Origin of the sequence: Amycolatopsis sp. NPDC024027, assembly GCF_040638975.1 — a bacterium.
GTDB lineage: Bacteria > Actinomycetota > Actinomycetes > Mycobacteriales > Pseudonocardiaceae > Amycolatopsis.
On sequence record NZ_JBEZYY010000002.1, the window covers coordinates 763,920 to 781,757 of the forward strand.

Annotated in this window: 16 protein-coding genes and 2 tRNA genes; 14 read left to right on the forward strand and 4 right to left on the reverse strand. The window is 71.4% G+C overall.

Translation table 11 applies throughout. The annotated features are described in order from the left end of the window. Window positions 1–13: 13 nt before the first annotated feature. Window positions 14–511 (forward strand): FBP domain-containing protein, encoded by a 498-nt coding sequence (locus tag AB0F52_RS08525; RefSeq protein WP_360166240.1) that lies wholly within the window; start codon window positions 14–16, stop codon window positions 509–511. Here the strand turns inward: AB0F52_RS08525 and AB0F52_RS08530 are convergent. Both AB0F52_RS08530 and AB0F52_RS08535 read right to left on the reverse strand, forming a co-directional pair. Further along, on the reverse strand, window positions 508–1,341 hold the full coding sequence (locus tag AB0F52_RS08530) for a class I SAM-dependent methyltransferase (RefSeq protein WP_360166243.1): 834 nt from the start codon (window positions 1,339–1,341) through the stop codon (window positions 508–510). The two genes, AB0F52_RS08525 and AB0F52_RS08530, sit on opposite strands and share 4 nt — an antisense overlap. Before the next feature lie 15 nt (window positions 1,342–1,356). After that, window positions 1,357–2,046: a FadR/GntR family transcriptional regulator gene (locus AB0F52_RS08535; RefSeq protein ID WP_360166246.1), complete on the reverse strand. Its 690-nt coding sequence runs from the start codon at window positions 2,044–2,046 to the stop codon at window positions 1,357–1,359. Between the two features lie 141 nt (window positions 2,047–2,187). Between AB0F52_RS08535 and AB0F52_RS08540 the strand changes: the two genes are divergently transcribed. The 4 genes from AB0F52_RS08540 to AB0F52_RS08555 all read left to right on the forward strand — a co-directional run bounded on the left by AB0F52_RS08540 (window position 2,188) and on the right by AB0F52_RS08555 (window position 4,538). Next, on the forward strand, window positions 2,188–2,664 hold the full coding sequence (locus AB0F52_RS08540) for a hypothetical protein (protein WP_360166249.1): 477 nt from the start codon (window positions 2,188–2,190) through the stop codon (window positions 2,662–2,664). Between the two features lie 56 nt (window positions 2,665–2,720). Continuing rightward, on the forward strand, window positions 2,721–3,344 hold the full coding sequence (locus tag AB0F52_RS08545) for a GNAT family N-acetyltransferase (protein ID WP_360166665.1): 624 nt from the start codon (window positions 2,721–2,723) through the stop codon (window positions 3,342–3,344). Next, on the forward strand, window positions 3,341–3,703 hold the full coding sequence (locus tag AB0F52_RS08550; RefSeq protein ID WP_360166252.1) for a VOC family protein: 363 nt from the start codon (window positions 3,341–3,343) through the stop codon (window positions 3,701–3,703). Before AB0F52_RS08545 ends, AB0F52_RS08550 begins: the two co-directional genes overlap by 4 nt. A gap of 61 nt (window positions 3,704–3,764) precedes the next feature. Next, entirely contained in the window at window positions 3,765–4,538 is a 774-nt protein-coding gene (locus tag AB0F52_RS08555; RefSeq protein WP_360166255.1) for a sulfite exporter TauE/SafE family protein, read from the forward strand. Here AB0F52_RS08555 and hisC read toward each other — a convergent pair. Beyond that, window positions 4,519–5,583 carry a histidinol-phosphate transaminase gene (gene hisC / locus AB0F52_RS08560; protein WP_360166258.1) on the reverse strand — a complete coding sequence of 355 codons (1,065 nt, stop codon included), beginning with the start codon at window positions 5,581–5,583 and terminating at the stop codon, window positions 4,519–4,521. The two genes, AB0F52_RS08555 and hisC, sit on opposite strands and share 20 nt — an antisense overlap. A gap of 146 nt (window positions 5,584–5,729) precedes the next feature. Here hisC and AB0F52_RS08565 point away from each other — a divergent pair, with 146 nt between their 5' ends. The 5 genes from AB0F52_RS08565 to AB0F52_RS08585 all read left to right on the forward strand — a co-directional run bounded on the left by AB0F52_RS08565 (window position 5,730) and on the right by AB0F52_RS08585 (window position 10,447). After that, entirely contained in the window at window positions 5,730–6,359 is a 630-nt protein-coding gene (locus AB0F52_RS08565) for a dienelactone hydrolase family protein (protein WP_360166261.1), read from the forward strand. Between the two features lie 85 nt (window positions 6,360–6,444). Next, entirely contained in the window at window positions 6,445–8,424 is a 1,980-nt protein-coding gene (locus tag AB0F52_RS08570; RefSeq protein WP_360166264.1) for an acetoacetate--CoA ligase, read from the forward strand. 37 nt (window positions 8,425–8,461) lie between these two features. Next, window positions 8,462–10,177: a phosphatidylglycerol lysyltransferase domain-containing protein gene (locus tag AB0F52_RS08575; protein WP_360166267.1), complete on the forward strand. Its 1,716-nt coding sequence runs from the start codon at window positions 8,462–8,464 to the stop codon at window positions 10,175–10,177. Window positions 10,178–10,242: 65 nt separating this feature from the next. Continuing rightward, window positions 10,243–10,332, forward strand: a tRNA-Ser gene (locus AB0F52_RS08580). Between the two features lie 41 nt (window positions 10,333–10,373). Next, a tRNA-Arg gene (locus AB0F52_RS08585) sits at window positions 10,374–10,447 on the forward strand. 159 nt (window positions 10,448–10,606) lie between these two features. Here AB0F52_RS08585 and AB0F52_RS08590 read toward each other — a convergent pair. Next, entirely contained in the window at window positions 10,607–13,246 is a 2,640-nt protein-coding gene (locus AB0F52_RS08590; protein WP_360166270.1) for a CHAT domain-containing protein, read from the reverse strand. Between the two features lie 94 nt (window positions 13,247–13,340). Here AB0F52_RS08590 and AB0F52_RS08595 point away from each other — a divergent pair, with 94 nt between their 5' ends. From AB0F52_RS08595 to AB0F52_RS08610, 4 genes are all read left to right on the forward strand, one after another. Beyond that, a complete protein-coding gene (locus AB0F52_RS08595) occupies window positions 13,341–14,279 on the forward strand; it encodes a S8/S53 family peptidase (protein WP_360166273.1) in 939 nt (312 codons plus the stop codon). Window positions 14,280–14,366: 87 nt separating this feature from the next. Further along, a complete protein-coding gene (locus tag AB0F52_RS08600; protein WP_360166276.1) occupies window positions 14,367–14,657 on the forward strand; it encodes a hypothetical protein in 291 nt (96 codons plus the stop codon). A gap of 190 nt (window positions 14,658–14,847) precedes the next feature. Then, on the forward strand, window positions 14,848–16,488 hold the full coding sequence (locus AB0F52_RS08605) for a glycosyl hydrolase family 18 protein (RefSeq protein ID WP_360166279.1): 1,641 nt from the start codon (window positions 14,848–14,850) through the stop codon (window positions 16,486–16,488). Further along, the gene (locus AB0F52_RS08610; protein WP_360166282.1) at window positions 16,485–17,831 is read left to right on the forward strand and encodes a cellulose binding domain-containing protein; all 1,347 of its coding nucleotides are present in this window, start codon (window positions 16,485–16,487) and stop codon (window positions 17,829–17,831) included. The genes AB0F52_RS08605 and AB0F52_RS08610 overlap by 4 nt, the downstream gene beginning before the upstream one ends. Window positions 17,832–17,838 lie beyond the last annotated feature (7 nt).

Genomic DNA, 17,838 nt, shown 5'->3' on the forward strand with positions numbered 1-17,838 from the left:
TACGGTGCGGATCATGGATTCCCTCGGCCAGGACGAGATCCGGGCCTCGTTCGTCAACTGCACCCGCGGCGAGGCCAAGGGCGTGACGCTGCCCGCCCGGCCCGAAGAGATTCCGTGGGAGCAGCGGGAGTTCCTCGGCTGGCGCGACCCGAAGGCACCCGCGCGCGCCTACCTCGTGCTGCCCTACGGCGGTGAGGTCGTCGGGCTCGCCCTGCGCGCGGCTCCGCCCCCGAAGTCACGGCTGCGCAGCAACATCTGCGGCTTCTGCACCACGATCCACGGGCTCGCCGACATCACGCTGTTCTCGGCCAAGCGCGCCGGGAAGCCCGGCCGCGAGGGCAACACGCTGGGCATCTACGCCTGCGGCAACCTGGCGTGCTGCCGGTACGTCCGCGGCGACCTGAAGTCCGACGTCCCGCAGCCGTTCGAGACGCTCACGCTCGAGGAGCGCATCGCGCGGTTGGAGGAGAAGCTGCACAAGTTCGTGGCGCGGGTGCTGGAGTCGCGTTAGAAGCGGTACCGCACGATGTGCGCGGTCCGGGCCAGGGGCGGGAAGACCTTCAGCATCCGCATTTGGAACCGGGTGATCGGGCCCAGCTTGGCCAGCACCTCCGGGGTGGCCCAGTGTCCGGCGTCCAAAGAGGACTCGCACGTGAGGCCGCAGTGCTCCAGCTCGCGCGGGTCGTTGACGCCCCAGTACAGCGTCGCGCCCGCCTTGCGCACCGGCGCGTTGAGCTTCTGGGTCTTGATGGCGGTCCGGCTGAAGAGGTCGCAGATCAGCTCGCCCGACGGGAACTTCTCGACCAGCCGGCGGAACAGTTCGGTGCCGGTCTCGGGCTTCAGGTACATCGTGAGGCCCTCGGCGACGATCAGCGCCGGCCGGTCCGATGGCACCTGCTCGAGCCACTCGAAGTCGGTCACCGACGAGCTGATGTGCGTCTGGTTCGGCGCCTGGGGGTACAGCTTTTCGCGCAGCTCGATGACCTCGGGGTAGTCGACGTCGTACCAGTGGACGGTCGCCGGCGGCGCGAGGCGCTGGAACCGCGTGTCCATGCCGCAGCCCAGGTGCAGGACGATCGCGTCCGGGTGGGCGCGCAGGTATTCGGCGGCCCAGTCGTCGATCGGCTTCGCCCGCAGGACGACCGACACCGCGCGGTCGGGGGAGATGCCGATCTTGGTGAAGTCGTAGTCGATCCGGCGGACGGCGTCGTCGGCCGCCTTGTCGCCGAGGATCGGGTGAGGGCTGCGGTAGTCGAGCGCGCGGCCGTACAGCGTCGCCAGGTTGGTGGCCTTTTCTTCGGTGAAGTGGACCTTCTCCATCACGACCCCCAGAAGTTTCACAACGTTGTGAAAAGCCTAGCGCGTCTTGGGGTGGGCGGCGTAGTCGTGCGCGTAGGTCTTGGCGTCCACCAGGTGCTTGAGGGTCAGCTCGCGCGCGGCGGCGGGATCGGCCCGGCGGATGGCGTCGAGGATGGCGCGGTGGTCGGCGACGGCCTTGCGGATCTGCCCGGGCAGCCGCAGCGCCGCCCGCCGCTCCTCGCCGACCAGGGCGAGCACGGACCGCAGCAGCCCGGCGACGTCGTCGTTCCCGGCGTTCTGCGCGATCACCCGGTGGAACTCGGCGTCGGCGGCGATGACGTGCAGCATGTCCCCGGCCTCGGCGGCCTGCGCCATCTCCGCGACGTTGTCCTCGAGCCGGCTCAGCACTTTCGCCGTCGCCTGCTCCGCCAGCCGGCCGGCCAGCGTGGGCTCGACCGTCGCGCGCAGGTCGAACAGCTTCTCGACGAGCTGGTCGTGCTCGGTGAACCAGGTCCGCAGCGGCTGTTCCTGCTGCTCGCGGACGTAGGTCCCGGAGCCGGCGCGGATTTGGACGTACCCGATGGAGGCGAGCACCCGCAACGCCTGCCGCAGCGACCCGCGGCTGATCCCGAGTTCCTCACACAGCGCGCGTTCGGCCGGCAGCCTGCTTCCCGGCGCCAGCTCGCCGGAGTCGATCAGCGACCGCAGGCGGTCGACGGTCGCGCTCCAGACCTGCTCACTGTCCACGGGCTCATCTTCTCAGCTCGCGGAGCTGCCGGGGGTGGCCGTCACGGTCACGGCAGGACGCGTGGTTCGCGGGCCTCGCCCAGCGGGACCGGTCCCCGCGGCCCGGACGTACCGTCGTGGCTCGACGACCGGGGGAGTGACATGACCAAGCTGCGCCTGGCCGGGATCGGGGCGCTCGGTCTCCTGCTCACCGGCTGCGGCGGTGCGGTACCGCCGGCCCCGGCGACGCCCGCGACCGCGCCGCGGACCACGGCCACGCCCACGACGGCGCGATCCTTGGCGGCTGTCCTCGGGGAAGCAGAGGCCGCCAAGCTGGATGCGATCGGCAGCGTGCTGGCTTCCTGCGTGCCGGATCTGGCCCGCTGTTCTTCCTCCGCGGCCGTCCTGCGGTCCGGCGTCGCCGAGGCGCAGGCCAAGATCAAGGCCGACCCGGACGCGTCCCGCTACGCGGACGCGGTCCAGAAGCTCGACGAGATCGGCCGGCGGGCGGAAATCCTGCAGGGGTGCGAAGCGTGGTTCACCAGCAATGGTGCCGTCCGCAGCGGGAAGAACGCCGGCTGCTCCGGCGCTTTCGATGACGCCGTGGCGCTCCTCGGGCAGGTCCGGGCCATGATCTAGCCCCGGTCCGACCGGGCTCATCCGCTCGGCTCGGGAAATTGTCGGGGGTGGCTGTCATGATCACCGGCATGGACATCCTGGGGGCCTGGGTCCGCGGCTGGGCGGTGTCGCGGGCGACGCCGGCACCGGTCGCCGAGCTCGACGGGTACCGCGTCGAGGTCGGCTTGCCGGGGCACCGGGTGCGCTACCTGCTGCGCGCTCCGGCGACCGTTTCCGCTCGGGCCCGCACGGTGGCCGCGCCGGGCACGTGGCTGAAGACCTGCGGCTCGCGGTCCGCGGTCCTGCCGGCCCTGACCCCGGCGTGGACGGCGGGCGAGACGGAGTACCTGATGGCGTTCGAGGGGCCGATGCCCCCGGTCGCCGTGCCGCCGGGGTATGCGGTGACGGTGACCGGCGACGGGCCGGCGTGGGACGTGGTCGTGTCCGCCGGCGGGGAACCGGCGGCCCGGGGCCGGATCGCGGTGGCCGGCGGTGTCGCGGTGTTCGACAAGATCGAGACGGAGCCGGCGCACCGGCGCCGCGGCCTCGGCCGGGTGGTGATGCAGCGGCTGGGCGAGGCGGCGGGAGCCGGGTCGAGCGCGCTGCTGGCATCCGAGGCCGGCCGCGGGCTGTACCGCGCACTCGGCTGGCGCGTGGTGTCCGACGTCGTCCCCGCGCACGTCCCGGAAGGAGCGGCATGACCGCACGGTTCAAGGACCTCGCCCTGGACGCGAACGACCACCAGGCACTGGCGGACTGGTGGTGCCGCGCGCTCGGCTACGTCCGCCGCGACGCGCTGACCGGCGACACCCGCCCGGACGACTGGCCGGTCCCGATCGTCGACCCGGCCGGCCGCGGGCCGCTGATCTGGCTCAACCCGGTGCCGGAACCCAAGACGGTCAAGAACCGCATGCACCTGGACGTCTTCGGCGACCCGGCCGAGCTGGTGGCGATGGGCGCCACGCTGATCCGCGAGCGGGGCGGCGACACCGGCTGGGACCAGCTGGCGGACCCGGAGGGCAACGAGTTCTGCGTCTTCACGCCGGAGGTGACTGTCTGACCTGACACATCTGCGTCGCGGGAGTGGCCCACGGTGCTTAGGCTCCGCACGTGATTGCTTCATGACGTGGTGGCACGCCCTGATCATCGTGGTCGCCGGGATCTGGGCGGGGACCATCAACGCCGTCGTGGGGTCGGGGACGCTCGTCACCTTCCCCGTGCTCGTCGCGCTCGGGTATCCGCCCGTGACCGCCACCACCTCGAACGCCATCGGCCTCGCGCCCGGCACGCTCAGCGGTGCCTGGGGTTATCGGCACGAGCTCACCGGCTATTGGCGCCAGACCGCCAAGTTCGCCGTCGCGTCCTTCCTCGGGGCCATCGGCGGCACCATCCTGCTGCTCTCGCTGCCGAAGGACGCGTTCGAAGCCGTCGTTCCCGTGCTCGTCGGCCTGGCCGTGGTCCTCGTGATCATCCAGCCGAAGGTTTCGAAGTGGGTCGCGGAGCGGCGCGAGCAGAACGGGACCGAGCACAAACCCGGGCCGCTGCTGATGTTCTTCATCTTCCTCATCGGCATCTACGGCGGGTACTTCACCGCTGCGCAGGGCGTGATGCTGATGGCCGTGATGGGGATGCTGCTGTCGGAGCCGCTGCAGAAGCTCAACGGCGTCAAGAACGTGCTCGCCGCCGTCGTCAACCTCGTCGCCGGGCTCATCTACGCGTTCGTCGCGCCGATCAGCTGGGCCGTCGTGCTGTGGCTGGCCGTCGGCTCGACCGCCGGCGGCTTCCTCGGCGCGAAGATCGGCCGGAGGCTGCCGCCGGCGGTGCTGCGCGGCGTGATCGTGGTGATCGGCGTCGCCGCCGTCATCCAGCTGGTGGTCAAGCAGTTCGCGAGCTGAATTCGCGCGCCGCGGCCAGGAAGAGGTCGTTCTCTTCGCGGGTCCCGATGGTCACGCGGACGCCGTCGCCGGCGAACGGGCGCACCACCAGCTTGCGGTCCAGCGCGTGCTCGGCGAACGGGACCGCCTGGTCACCGAGCGGCAGCCAGACGAAGTTCGCCTGCGTGTCCGGCACCCGGTAACCCGCTTCCAGCAGCGCTTCCCGCACCCGGCCGCGCTCGACGACGATCTCCTGGCAGCGGGCCAGCAGCTCGTCGGCCGCGTCGAGCGACGCCAGCGCGGCCACCTGGGCCAGCATGTTCACCGAGAAGGCCACGTACACCTGGCGAAGCGCGTCCGCGATCGGCTCGGGGGCGACCGCGTAACCGACGCGAAGGCCCGCAAGGCCGTACGCCTTCGAGAACGTCCGAAGCACCATGACGTTCGACCGGCTGTGCGTGTACTCGACGCCGTCGGGCACCTCGGGATCGGTGACGAACTCCTTGTAGGCCTCGTCCAGCACGACCAGCACGTGCTCGGGCACGGCGGCCATGAACCGCTCCAGCTCGGCGCGGCGCACCGCCGTCCCGGTCGGGTTGTTCGGGTTGCAGATGAACACCACCCGCGTCCGGTCGGTGATCGCCGCGAGCATGGCGTCGAGGTCGAGCTCCTGGCCCTCGGTGATCGGGACCTTCACCGAGACGGCGTTCGCGACCTGCGTGACGATCGGGTACGCCTCGAAGGAGCGCCAGCCGAAGATGACCTCGTCGCCGGGCGCGCACACGGCCTGGATCGTCTGCTGGCACAGCGACACCGAGCCGCAGCCGATCGCGACGCGCTCCACCGGCACGTCCAGTTCGCGCGCCAGCCGCTCGCGCAGCGCCTGCGAGCCGGTGTCCGGGTAGCGGTTGATCCCGGCCGCGGCCTCGGCGATCGCCTGCGCGACGCTCGGCAGCGCACCGCCGGGCACCTCGTTGCTCGCCAGTTTGATCGCGCCTTCGATCGTCCGGCCGGGGACGTATTTCGGCAACGATTCGAGATCGGGACGCGGGGACACGGACGGCATCTTCGGCGCTCCTGGAGATCGGCGGGACGACCCGCTCACCGTATCTTTTCCGGCCGCCGCCCCGCGACCGCCTTCAGGCGGGCCGGCCTCGGCGACCTGCGTCACCGGGCTTCCTCCCGCTCACCTCCAGGTGGTTGGGTGAAGCAATGACGTCGACCTCCACCGTGGACTACCAGCGCACCGGCGGCCGCACCCTGCGCCTGACCTTTTCGGAACCCGAGGGCGCGCTGCGCGGCGGCTTGGTGGTGCTCCACGAAGCCGACGGCGTCACGGACGGGGTCAGGCTGCTGCTCGCCAGCCTCGCCACCGAGGGCTGGCTGACCGTCACCCCGCACCTGGAGAACGAGCGCCTCACCCAGCAGGACCTGCTCGACGCCACCGACCTCACCCTCGCCTGGCTGGTCGAGCGGGGCGTCCAGGCCGACCTGCTCGGCGTGATGGGCTTCGACCTCGGCGGCAGCGCGGCCCTCGTCGTCGCGTCGCACCGCAAGCTCGGTGCCGCGGTCAGCGTGGGCGGGCAGCAGTCCGTCGAACTCCCCGCGCTGGTCGAGATCGCCGGGCGGCTCACCAGCCCGTGGCTCGGCATGTACGGCGACGCCGGCGACGAGGCGGGCGGCGCCGAAGTCGAGCGCCTGCGCGACGCCGCCGCGTCGGCGAAGGTCGCCACGAACGTCGTCCACTACCCGGGCGCGAACCACCGCTTCGACGCCGACCCGGGTGCGGCGGCGGAGGCCTGGCAGCGCACGCTCAACTGGTTCGACGCGCACCTGCGGTAAGTGTGTGCGGGCGCCACTGTTCGCGGGTGTTCCATGTCGGTTCCGACCACGGTGACTTCCGGATCCGAGGGATTAGGCTCGGGGCGTGACGCACACCGCCGACGCCCCCGAAGTGCTCTGGCGCCCCGAGCCGGGCCATGTTGCCGACACCAAGATCGAAGCTTTCCGCCGGTGGCTGCGCGGCGAGCGCGGTGTGGAGGTGGACGACTACCGCTCGCTGTGGGAGTTCTCGGTCGAGCGCGGCCCGGACTTCTGGGCGGCGGTCGCGGACTTCCTCGGCGTCCGCTGGCACGACCAGCCGGGTGAGGTGCTTTCGGGCGGGATGCCGGACGCCGTCTGGTTCGAGGGGGGCACGCTCAACTACGCCGAGCATGCGCTCACCCCCGGCGTCGCGGGCGCCGCGAAGGCCGACGACGAGACAGCCGTCATTTTCCACCGCGAAGACGGCTTCGCGAGCCACCTGACGTACGGCAAGCTTCGCGCGCAGGTCGCCGCGGCCCGGGCCGCGTTCCTCGAACTGGGCGTCGGCAAGGGCGACCGGGTCGTCGCCTTGGCGCCGAACTGCCCGCAGACGCTGGTCGCGTTCCTCGCCGCGGCGAGCATCGGGGCCATCTGGTCGTCCTGCTCGCCGGACTTCGGCGTCCGCGCGGTCGCGGACCGGTTCGTGCAGATCGAGCCGAAAGTGCTCTTCGCGGTCAACGCCTACGCGTACAACGGCCGCCAGTTCGACATCCGGACGACGATCGCCGACCTCCAGGCGCAGCTGCCGTCGCTCGCCGCGACCGTGCTCGTCGAGTACGTCGGCGAGGGCCGGATGGACGGCGCGCTCGACTGGGACGAGCTGCTCGCGAAGCACGCGGGCGCGCCCCTGCTGTTCGAGCCGGTCGAGTTCGCGCACCCGCTGTGGGTGCTGTACTCGTCGGGGACGACCGGCCTGCCGAAGGGCATCGTGCACGGGCACGGCGGCATCACGCTGGAGCACCTCAAGGCCCTCGCGCTGCAGACCGACCTCGGGCCCGGCGACCGGTTCTTCTGGTTCAGCACCACCGGCTGGATGATGTGGAACTTCCTCGTCTCCGGCCTGCTGGTCGGCACCACGATCGTGCTCTACGACGGCAGCCCGGGGTTCCCGGACCTGAACGCGCTCTGGCACCTGGCCGAGCAGCACCGTGTCACCTACTTCGGCACGTCGGCGCCGTTCATCCAGAGCTGCCTCAAGGCCGGCCTCGAGCCGGCCGGGCGCTACGACCTGACCGGCCTGCGCGCGCTGGGCTCCACGGGTGCGCCGCTGAGCGTCGAAGGCTTCCGGTGGATCGTCGACGAGGTCGGGAAGAACGTCCAGATCTGCTCGGTCTCCGGCGGCACCGACCTGTGCGCGGCGTTCGTCGCGTCGGCGCCCGACGTTCCGGTGTGGCTGGGCGAGTTGTCCTGCCCGGCACTCGGTGCCGCCGTGAACGCGTTCGACGACGCGGGCAACGCCGTGGTCGAGCAGGTCGGCGAGCTGGTCATCACGAAGCCGATGCCGTCGATGCCGGTGTTCTTCTGGAACGACCCCGACGGCTCGCGGCTGCGTGAGGCGTACTTCGAGATGTACCCCGGGCTGTGGCGCCACGGGGACTGGATCCGGATCACCGACCGCGGCTCGGCGGTGATCTACGGCCGCAGCGATTCGACGCTCAACCGCGGCGGCGTCCGGATGGGCACGGCGGAGTTCTACCGGGTCGTCGAAGGCTACGACGAGATCGCGGATTCCCTGGTCGTGGACACCTCGGCGGCCGGGAACGAGGATGGCCAGCTGATCTGTTTCGTGGTGCTCGCCGGCGGCGTCGCGCTCGAAGACGTCGAGCCGCGGCTGCGCAAGGAGCTTCGTAGCGCGCTGTCACCGCGCCATGTACCCGATCGGTTTGTCGTGGTTTCCGAGATTCCTCGTACCTTGAACGGTAAGAAGTGTGAGGTACCGGTGAAGAAGATCCTCGCCGGTGTGGCTCCCGACCGGGCCGTCAGCCGTGACGCGCTGGCCAACCCGGCGGCGCTGGCGCCGTTCGTGGAGCTCGCCGGGGGGTAGATGGGGGAAGCATGATCATCCACGGCGGGTTGTACAGGTGGTGACGGGGACACGCGCGCAGATCACCTGGAAGGCGGCCGGGGCCACCACGGTCGGGGTGATCACCTGGGTGACCCGGCTGGCGGGGCTGATGACCCTGGGCTCGATCCTGATCCCGGCCGGGCGGCGCAGCCTGCGCGGGCACCTGGCCGAGTGGCTGGAGCTGCCGCAGGAGGCCACGGTCGCCGCCGCGACCGTGGCGCTGGTCATGGGCGTGCTGCTGGTGATGCTCGCCGCGGGGCTCCGGCGTCGCAAGCGCCGGGCCTGGCAGCTCGCGGTCGGCGCGACGGTGCTGCTCACGATGTCGCACCTCGGGCTGAAGCACGTCTTCGGCGCCGGCCTGGTGTCGGTGGTGCTGCTGGTGGGCCTGATCGCGAACCGGCGCTACTTCGTGGCGAAGCCGGACCCGGTGGTCGGGCGCTGGCGGGCGGTGCGGGTCTTCGTCCAGCTGGCGATGGCCGGGTTCGTGATCAACGTCATCCTGCTGTCCGTGGCGCCCCGCGCGGCGCTGGAGCCGATGGGCTTCGGCGACCGGCTCGCGGAGTCGGCGCTCGCGCTGGTCGCCGCCAGCGGCCCCGCGGTGTTCCACCAGATGTGGCTGGAGGACCTCACCGCCGCCGTCGGCCTGCTGTTCGGCCTCGCCGCCCTCCTGGTTTCGGCGTACTTCCTGCTGCGCTCGGCCGAGCCGGCGCCGCGGCTGAGCGACGAGGAGGTCGCGCGGCTGCGCCGGCTGCTGGACGAGCACGGCGAGCGGGACTCGCTCGGGTACTTCGCGCTGCGGCGGGACAAGTTCGCGGTGTTCTCGAAGACGGGCAAGGCCGCGGTCACCTACCGCGTGATCGCCGGGGTCGCGCTCTGCTCGGCCGACCCGCTGGGCGACCACGAGGCCTGGCCGGGCGCGATCGAGGAGTACCTGGAGGTCTGCCGCCGCGGCGGCTGGGTCCCGGCGGCGATGGGCGTCTCCGAGCTCGGCGCCACGGTCTGGGCCCGGTTCGGCCTGGAGGTCCTGGAGATCGGCGACGAAGCCGTCGTCGACGCGGCCGGCTTCACCCTGGACGGCCGCACCATGCGCGGCGTCCGCCAGGCGGCGGCCCGCACCAAGCGCGCGGGCTACAAGGTGCTGGTGCGCCGGGCCGAGGACCTGCGTCCCGGCGAACTGGCCGAACTGGAGGTCCTGGCGGCCAACTGGCGCGGCACGGACACCGAGCGCGGCTTCTCGATGGCATTAGGCCGCATGGGCGACCCCCGTTCCGTGCTGGTGACAGCCGAGCAGGGCGGCCGCGTCCGCGGCGTGCTCCAGTTCGTGCCGTGGGGACCGGCCGGGCTCTCCCTGGACGTCATGCGCCGCGACCGCACGGCCGACAACGGCGTCAACGAGCTGATGATCTCGGAGCTCCTGCTGGCGGCGAGCCGCCACGGCGTCTCACAGGTCTCCCTGAACTTCGCGGCGTTCCGCGCGCTGATGGAACAGGGGCAGCGCATCGGCGCGGGCCCGGTCGCCAAGTCGGCGGCGAAGGTGCTGCACTTCTTCTCGCGCTGGATCCAGATCGAGACGCTGTACCGCTTCAACGCGAAGTTCCAGCCGCGCTGGGTACCTCGCTACTTGGTGTATCCGGGGGTGCGCGAACTCCCGCGCGTCGGCATCGCGACGTTCGAGGCCGAAGGCCTTGGCGGCCGCTCTCCGCGCCTGCTCAGGCTGCTGCGCCGAGCGTGAGGGGGGTGCTGTCGAAGGGGGTCCGAGGGGTGTGTAACCTATCTGAGCAGTGGTCGTTGGGCCCAGGAGGCTTCGCCTAGTCTGGTCTATGGCGCCGCACTGCTAATGCGGTTGGGGGTAACCCCCCCTCCCGGGTTCAAATCCCGGAGCCTCCGCTGGTGCCCGGTTCGCCGGGTGCTAGGTTACAACTGAACACGCGCCCGTAGCTCAGCTGGATAGAGCATCTGACTACGGATCAGAAGGTCAGGGGTTCGAATCCCTTCGGGCGCACGTCTGGTTGAGACAGCAAAAGGCCCCCTCTTACGAGGGGGCCTTTTTGTCTTTCTCGTGTAGCGGCTTGTCCGGCCACTGGCCTCCGCGGGCCGAAATGTGTTTCGGGTGACCGGGTAATGCCTTCGCGGCCGGAAACGGCGTTCGGGTGGGCCGTGGCTAACCGGCGCCGTAGCAGAGGAAGCCCGAGGCCGCGGCCTTCGTGGCCGGGCCGGTGTTCCGGAAGTCCCGGCGCGCCATGGCCAGCGCCGTGGCCGGGGTTGCGCCGCCGCGGAGGTGGCTGTGCAGGCGCAGCATCAGGGCGTGGCTCGCCTCGTCCGGAACCGGGACCACGCTCGCGATCAGGCTCGTCGCGCCCATGGCGAGCAGGGCCGCGGCCAAGCCGAGCAGCTCGTCGCCGGGGCGGACCACGGACAGGCCGGACTCGCACGCGGACAGGATGACGTGCTTCGGGGGCCGGGGCAGCCGTTCCAGGTCGTAGACCGTCAACGGGCCGTCGACCAGCTGGAGGGCCGAAAAGAGCGGGTTGTCCGCGCGGAACCGGCCGTGGGCCGCGATGTGGGCCAGCTCGGCGCCGTCGAGGGCCGCCGTCACCGCTGCGACCGTTGCGTTGCGGCCCGTGAACCTCCGGGCGCCTCGGTAGCGGCTCGCCAGCGTCACGACTTCGGCGACCGAGTGCGGCAAGCCGGGGCCCGCGGCGAACACCCGGGCTCCGGTCGAGCCCGTGGCCGCGGTGCCGGCGCGCAGCCACAGCGCCGCCGACGGCGTCACCGACACCGGGCGACCGGCGCAGGACGGCAGCACCGCCCACGGCATCGCGTGCAAGGCGCCTGTCGGCACGATGACCAGCGGGCCGTCGCCGAGGTCCGGCCGCAGCGGCTCGACGAGCCACCGGTCCAGGACCGCGGCCTGGTGCTCGACCAGACCCGGGCCGGCCGGGAGCGCGGTCGCCGTGCCGTAGGCGAGCCGGCGCAGGCCGAAGCGCAGTGCCGTCAAGGCTTGCTCGATCTCGGCGACCGCGCCCAGCCGGTGCAGCCGGACCGAAGCCGCGCGGACGACGACGGCGTGCAACTCGCCGTCCGCGGCCACGTACTCCACCAGCGCTGCCGGGCCCAGCGCGGCCCGCAGCCCGGCGACGGAGTCCAGCGCCCCGATCCGCGCGCCGAGATCCCCGTTGACGCGGTGGGAGCGCCGCCGGATCGCCGACTCGAGGGCCTTTTGCCGGCGCAGCAGGACCACCGGATCGCCGCCGCCCTCCGCGGCCGCGCCCAGCCCGGCCACGACCTGGCGCAGCTCGGCGAGCTGCCGGCCCAGTTCGGCGTCGGCCACCGGCCGGGCGGGCCGCAGCAACAGGGCCCCCGCGCGCCAGCGCTCCAGCCAGGTCAGCACCGCCTCCGGGTCCCCGGACTCCATCGCGAGCCGCAGGCCGAGGCGGGCGAGCTCGCCGGCGTGGCCCGCCGCGTGCACCCGCAGTTCGGTGGCCCCGAGGCCCGCTCGGAACCGCTCGAGCACCCGGATCCCCGCCAGGATCGCGGTTTCCGCGCCGGCCCGGTCCCCTTCGGACAACCGAAGCAGGGCTCGCGCGTGCCACGCCCGTGCCTGCTGCTCCGCCGGCCGGCCGCGGTGCGCGAACGCCGGGTGGGCGAGTTCGCGCCGGGCGACGGCGACGCGGCCGGCCTCGAGCGCGGTCCGGGCCACGATCAGCCGCGCGTCCAGCGCCTCCACCACCCAGCCCGCGCGCAGCAGGGCCGCGGCCGACCGGCGGCCCGCGCGGATCACGGCTTCGCCGCGGTGGCCGCCTTCCCAGCGCGCCCGCAGTGCGAGGTAGCCGGCGAGGGCCGCCCAACCGGGGCGGCGTTGCCCGATCGCGGACCGCCGCGCCCGTTCGGCCTGCTCAACCGCCACCTCGATGTCCCCGTCGAGCAGTGCCGCGCGCGCGAGCAGCAGCCGGGCCTGGACGAGGTCCACGGCGTTGCGCTGGCCGGCGAACCGCTCCACCGCCAGCTCGGCCGCCTGCCGCGCGTCCTGCACCAGCAGTGCCGAGAGCAGTGCTTCGGCCCGTTCGATCGGCAGCAGTCCCGGGTCCCGCCCCGAATCCCGGTACTGCTCGGCGGCTTCGTCGAACGCGGCCAGCGCGGCCGGCAGGTCCCCGCGGGCGACGGCGGCGAGCCCGCGGTTGTGGTGGACGGTCGCGTTCTTGCCCGGATACCCGTTGGCCGTGTACGCGGCTTCGGCCCGGTCGAGGTCTTCCTCGGCGGCCCGCCAGTCCCGCCGGTGCACGTGGACGAGGCTGCGGTTGTTGCGGATGTCGGCCTCCAGCACCGCGTCCCCGCCGGACCGCCGCAGCACGGCCAGCGCGTCGCCGTACCCGGCCGCGGCCTCGTCGAACCGGCCGGCCTCGGTCAGCACCAGTGCCCGCAGCATCCGCAGCCGCGCGCGGGACGAGCCGTGCAGGGCGGGCGCGGCCCGGTCGAGCTGCGCGAGCGCGTCGTCGAACCGGCCGGTCAGCGACCGCAGGTAGGCCAGCGATCCCCGCGCTTCGGCCGCCCGGACGGCCAGTCCCGCCGCTTCCGCGGTCCCGACCGCGGCGAGCAGGTACCGCTCGGCCGTGGCCAGGTCGCCCAGCGCGGTGTGCGCCATCCCGAGGGCCCGCTCGGCGACGGCCACCGGTTCGCGGTCGTCACCCGCGGCGGCCAGGACGAGCTTCGCGAGCCGGCACGCCCGGGGCGGCGCGGTGTAGGCGAGGTCGACGGCGTCGAGGGCGCGGCGCAGATTCTCACCGCCCTCCTCGCTGGTCATTTCCGCCTCGGCTTTCCGGCTACGCTGTATCAAACGGGGTCGTCACATTATCTGTATCGCGCGAAACCACTTCGGCGCATCAGGAGGGCAACCGATGACCGACCAGGGCGGACGACAGGGCGGCGCTGCGACACTGCAGCTCCACAGCCTGAAGCAGCTGATCGAACGGGACGTCGAAGTTTCCGCCGACGTCGTCGTCGGAGTGGTCGACACCGGCGTGGTCGTGCTCGGGGGAAAGCCGCACCCGTACATCGAAAAGAACCTCGTCGACGGCTGGCAAGGCAACGAGGACGTCCTGCCGGAGGACCTCCTGGAACTGGGCCGGTTCGACGGCCACGGCACGTTCGTCGCGGGGCTGATCAAGCACGAGGCCCCGACGGTGCAGATCGACATGCGCCGCGGGCTGGACCTCTCGGACGCCCGGAAGTCCGATCAGGTCGTCGCGGACTGCATCCGGGCGCTCGCCGGGGTGGACAACCTGCGGGTCGTCAACCTGTCGTTCTTCGGCGAGGCGGCGGAGGAAAAGCAGGAGCCGGTCGAACTGAAGAGCGCGCTCGAGGAATTGTTCGGCAAAAAACCCGGCGTCGTGGTCGTCACGGCGGTGGCGAACCGGTGGACCGCCGACCGGCACTGGCCCGCCGCGTTCACCGAATATTTTCCGCGGCTGATCGCGGTGGGGGCGACCGACGAATCCGTGACACCGGTTCCCGGTCTGCGGCCGCCGAGGGCGAGCTTCTGCAGCTGGTGGGACGGCGTCGACGTGTTCGCCGGCGGCTGCGGGGTCCTCGGCCCCAGCGTGCTGCGCAGGATTCCGGGGCTCGTCGAGCAGGACACGTTCAGCTACAGCACGTGGAGCGGCGCGTCCTTCGCCGCGGCGAAGGTGTCGGGCCTGCTCGCCAAGGCGTTCGCCGGGGGCGCGCGCTCCGCCGAGGACGCGATCAAGAAGGTGATCCCTCCGTCGCTGCCGCGCATCCCGCTCCCGGGGCAGTCCGGCGACAAGCCCGTCATCCTCGGGAACTGGCCTTCGGAGTAGCCCTCCCGGCCCGGTATCAGCGGGCCGGGAGACCCCTCTGCTTTACGCACCCGCCGACAGCCGGTGCGTAACGCGAGGAGGGGTCTCATGGCACAGGCAACCGTTTTCCGGAAGCGTCCCTGCCGCAACTGCGGCGGACGCTACTTCGTCGCGACGATCTCGGCGTTCTGGGCGGTGCTCGCCATCGCCATCGCGCTCGGGGGCATCGCGAAGGCCGTCGCCGGCAGCGGCGTGCTGGCCGCGGCGCACGGCGGCATCCCGCACCCCACCAACATCGTGGGGGCCGGGTTCTGGGCCGTCGGCGGAGTCGTCGTCGCCGGGCTGGTGGCGCTGATCGGCCGCGGCTACCGCTGCATCGGCTGCGACAGCCAGCGGTGATCGCTCCGCTGCGTAACCGGACTGGACCAGTGTGACGGCGGTACCGAGCACTGGTCTTGACCACTGGCCACGCTGCGTGGTGACGCTTCCCTAATTGGTCTGGACCACGTAACGTTTGGGCAAACGGCGCAAAACACCGCCCTGGTCCCCGCCGGCGGTGTCGATCCTGCACCTGGCTCAAAGGAGAGCGATGTCCAGAAAGAGATGGCACCTCCTCGGTCTCTTCACCGCGGTCGGCGCGATCGCGGTCGGCCTCGTCACCGTGCCGGCGAGCGCCGCCGGTGGCGTCGGCGCCGCCTTCGGCAAGGGCTCCGACTGGGGCACCGGGTACGAGGGCAAGTACACGATCAGCAACGGCTCGGGCTCGACGCTGCCCAGCTGGACGGTCGAGTTCGACCTGCCTTCCGGTGCGAAGATCGGCTCGCTGTGGGACGGCAGCTACACCGCGTCCGGCCAGCACGTCACCGTCAAGAACACCTGGAACGGCAACGTCGGCAACGGCGCCACCGCCAGCTTCGGCTTCAACGTCAGCTATTCCGGCACCTACTCGGCCCCGGCGAACTGCAAGCTGAACGGCGGTTCCTGTGACGCCGGCGGCGGCACCCCGACCACCACGCCGACGACGCCGACGACGCCGACGCAGCCGACCACCACCCCGACGACGCCGACCACGCCCACCACCCCGCCGACGACGACCACGCCGCCCCCGCCGGGCGGGCTGAAGAACGTCGGCTACTTCGTGCAGTGGGGCGTCTACGGGCGCAACTACCACGTCAAGAACATCGAGACCTCGGGCTCGGCGAGCAAGCTGACGCACATCAACTACGCGTTCGGCAACGTCAAGAACGGCCAGTGCACGGCGAACGACGACCCGTACGCCGACTACCAGAAGACCTACGACGCCGCGGGCAGCGTCGACGGTGTCGCCGACACCTGGGACCAGCCGGTGGCCGGCAACTTCAACCAGCTGCGCAAGCTGAAGAAGCTGCACCCGGGCCTCAAGGTGATCTGGTCGTTCGGCGGCTGGACCTACTCCGGCGGCTTCGGGCAGGCGTCGCAGAACGCGGCCGCGTTCGCGCAGTCCTGCTACAACCTGCTCAAGGACCCGCGCTGGGCGGACATCTGGGACGGCATCGACATCGACTGGGAGTACCCCAACGCGTGCGGTCTTTCCTGTGACACCAGCGGTGCCGCGGCCTACAAGAACCTGATGGGCGCGCTGCGCTCGAAGTTCGGCTCGTCGTTCCTGATCACCTCGGCGATCACCGCGGACGGCAGCAACGGCGGCAAGCTCGACGTCGCCGACTACGGCGGCGCCGCGCAGTACGTCGACTGGTACAACGTGATGACCTACGACTACTTCGGCGCCTGGGCCGCGCAGGGCCCGACCGCTCCGCACTCGCCGTTGACCAACTTCAACGGCATCCCGACGCCGGGCTTCTACTCCGACGCGGCCATCCAGAAGCTGAAGAGCAAGGGTGTCCCGTCGAGCAAGCTGTTGCTGGGCATCGGGTTCTACGGCCGCGGCTGGACCGGCGTCACGCAGGACGCCCCGGGTGGTACCGCGACCGGCCCCGCGCCGGGCACCTACGAGCAGGGCATCGAGGACTACAAGGTGCTCAAGAACACCTGCCCGTCGACCGGCACCTTCGCCGGCACCGCGTACGCGAAGTGCGGCAGCAACTGGTGGAGCTACGACACCCCGTCGACCATCGGCGGCAAGATGTCCTACGCCAAGCAGCAGGGTCTCGGCGGCGCCTTCTTCTGGGAGCTGACCGGCGACACCACCGGCGGCGAGCTCATCACCGCGATGAAGAACGGCCTGTCATGAGGCGCCGGTGGTTGCCCGCACTCGGGCTGGCGGCCGCGGCCGCCACGATCGGCGCGATGTTCGTGATCGCCCCGGCGAACGCGGCGGGCGGCGTGTCCGCGACCTTCTCGAAGGGCTCCGACTGGGGCACCGGGTACGAGGGCAAGTACACGATCGCCAACGGCTCCGGCTCGACGCTCGCCACCTGGACCGTCGAGTTCGACCTGCCAACGGGTGCGAAGATCTCGTCGCTGTGGGACGGCAGCTACACGGCGTCCGGCCAGCACGTCACGGTGAAGAACACGTGGAACGGCAACGTCGCCAACGGCGGTAGCGCGAGCTTCGGCTTCAACGTGGCGTACTCGGGTTCGTACGCCGCCCCGTCGAACTGCAAGCTCAACGGTGGGTCGTGTGCGGCCGGGGGCACACCCCCCACGACCACGACACCGCCTACGACGACCCCGCCAACCACCACGACACCGCCCCCGCCGGGCGGTCGCGGCGCGCCGTACCTGTACATGGGCTGGGGCAGCCCGCCGAACCCGCAGACGGTGATGAACGCGACCGGCGTCAAGTGGTTCACCATGGCGTTCATCAACGCCTCCGGTGGCTGCACCCCGGCGTGGGACAGCAGCAGGCCGTTGCAGGGCAGCGCGGACGCGAACGCGATCGCGCAGATCAAGGCGGCGGGCGGCCAGGTCGTCCCGTCGTTCGGCGGCTGGAGCGGCACCAAGCTCGGCCCGAACTGCTCGACGTCCGCCGCGCTGGCGGGTGCCTACCAGCAGGTGATCAACGCGTACGGGCTGAAGGCGATCGACATCGACATCGAGAACTCCGACGAGTTCGAGAACGAGGTCGTGCAGGACCGGATCCTGGGCGCGCTGAAGATCGTCAAGCAGAACAACCCGGGCATCCAGACGATCCTGACGTTCGGCACGTCGACGACCGGCCCGAACTACTACGGCAACCGGCTCATCGACCAGTCGAAGGCCCTGGGCGCGAACGTGGACGTGTTCACGATCATGCCGTTCGACTTCGGCGGCGGCGCGAACATGTACAACAGCACGGTGAGCGCGGCGAACGGCTTGCGCGACAAGCTGAAGTCGACGTTCGGCTGGTCCGACGCCACCGCGTACGCCCACCTGGGCATCTCGGGGATGAACGGCCTGTCCGACCAGCAGGAGCTGACGGACCTGTCGACGTGGACCCAGATCACGAACTGGGCCAAGTCGAACAAGATCGCCCGCCTGGCGTTCTGGTCGGTCAACCGCGACCGGGGCTGCCCCGGCGGCGGCGTCCAGTCGGCGTGCAGCGGCATCGCCCAGAACGACTGGGACTTCACGAAGGTGACAGCGGGCTTCTGACGCTGTC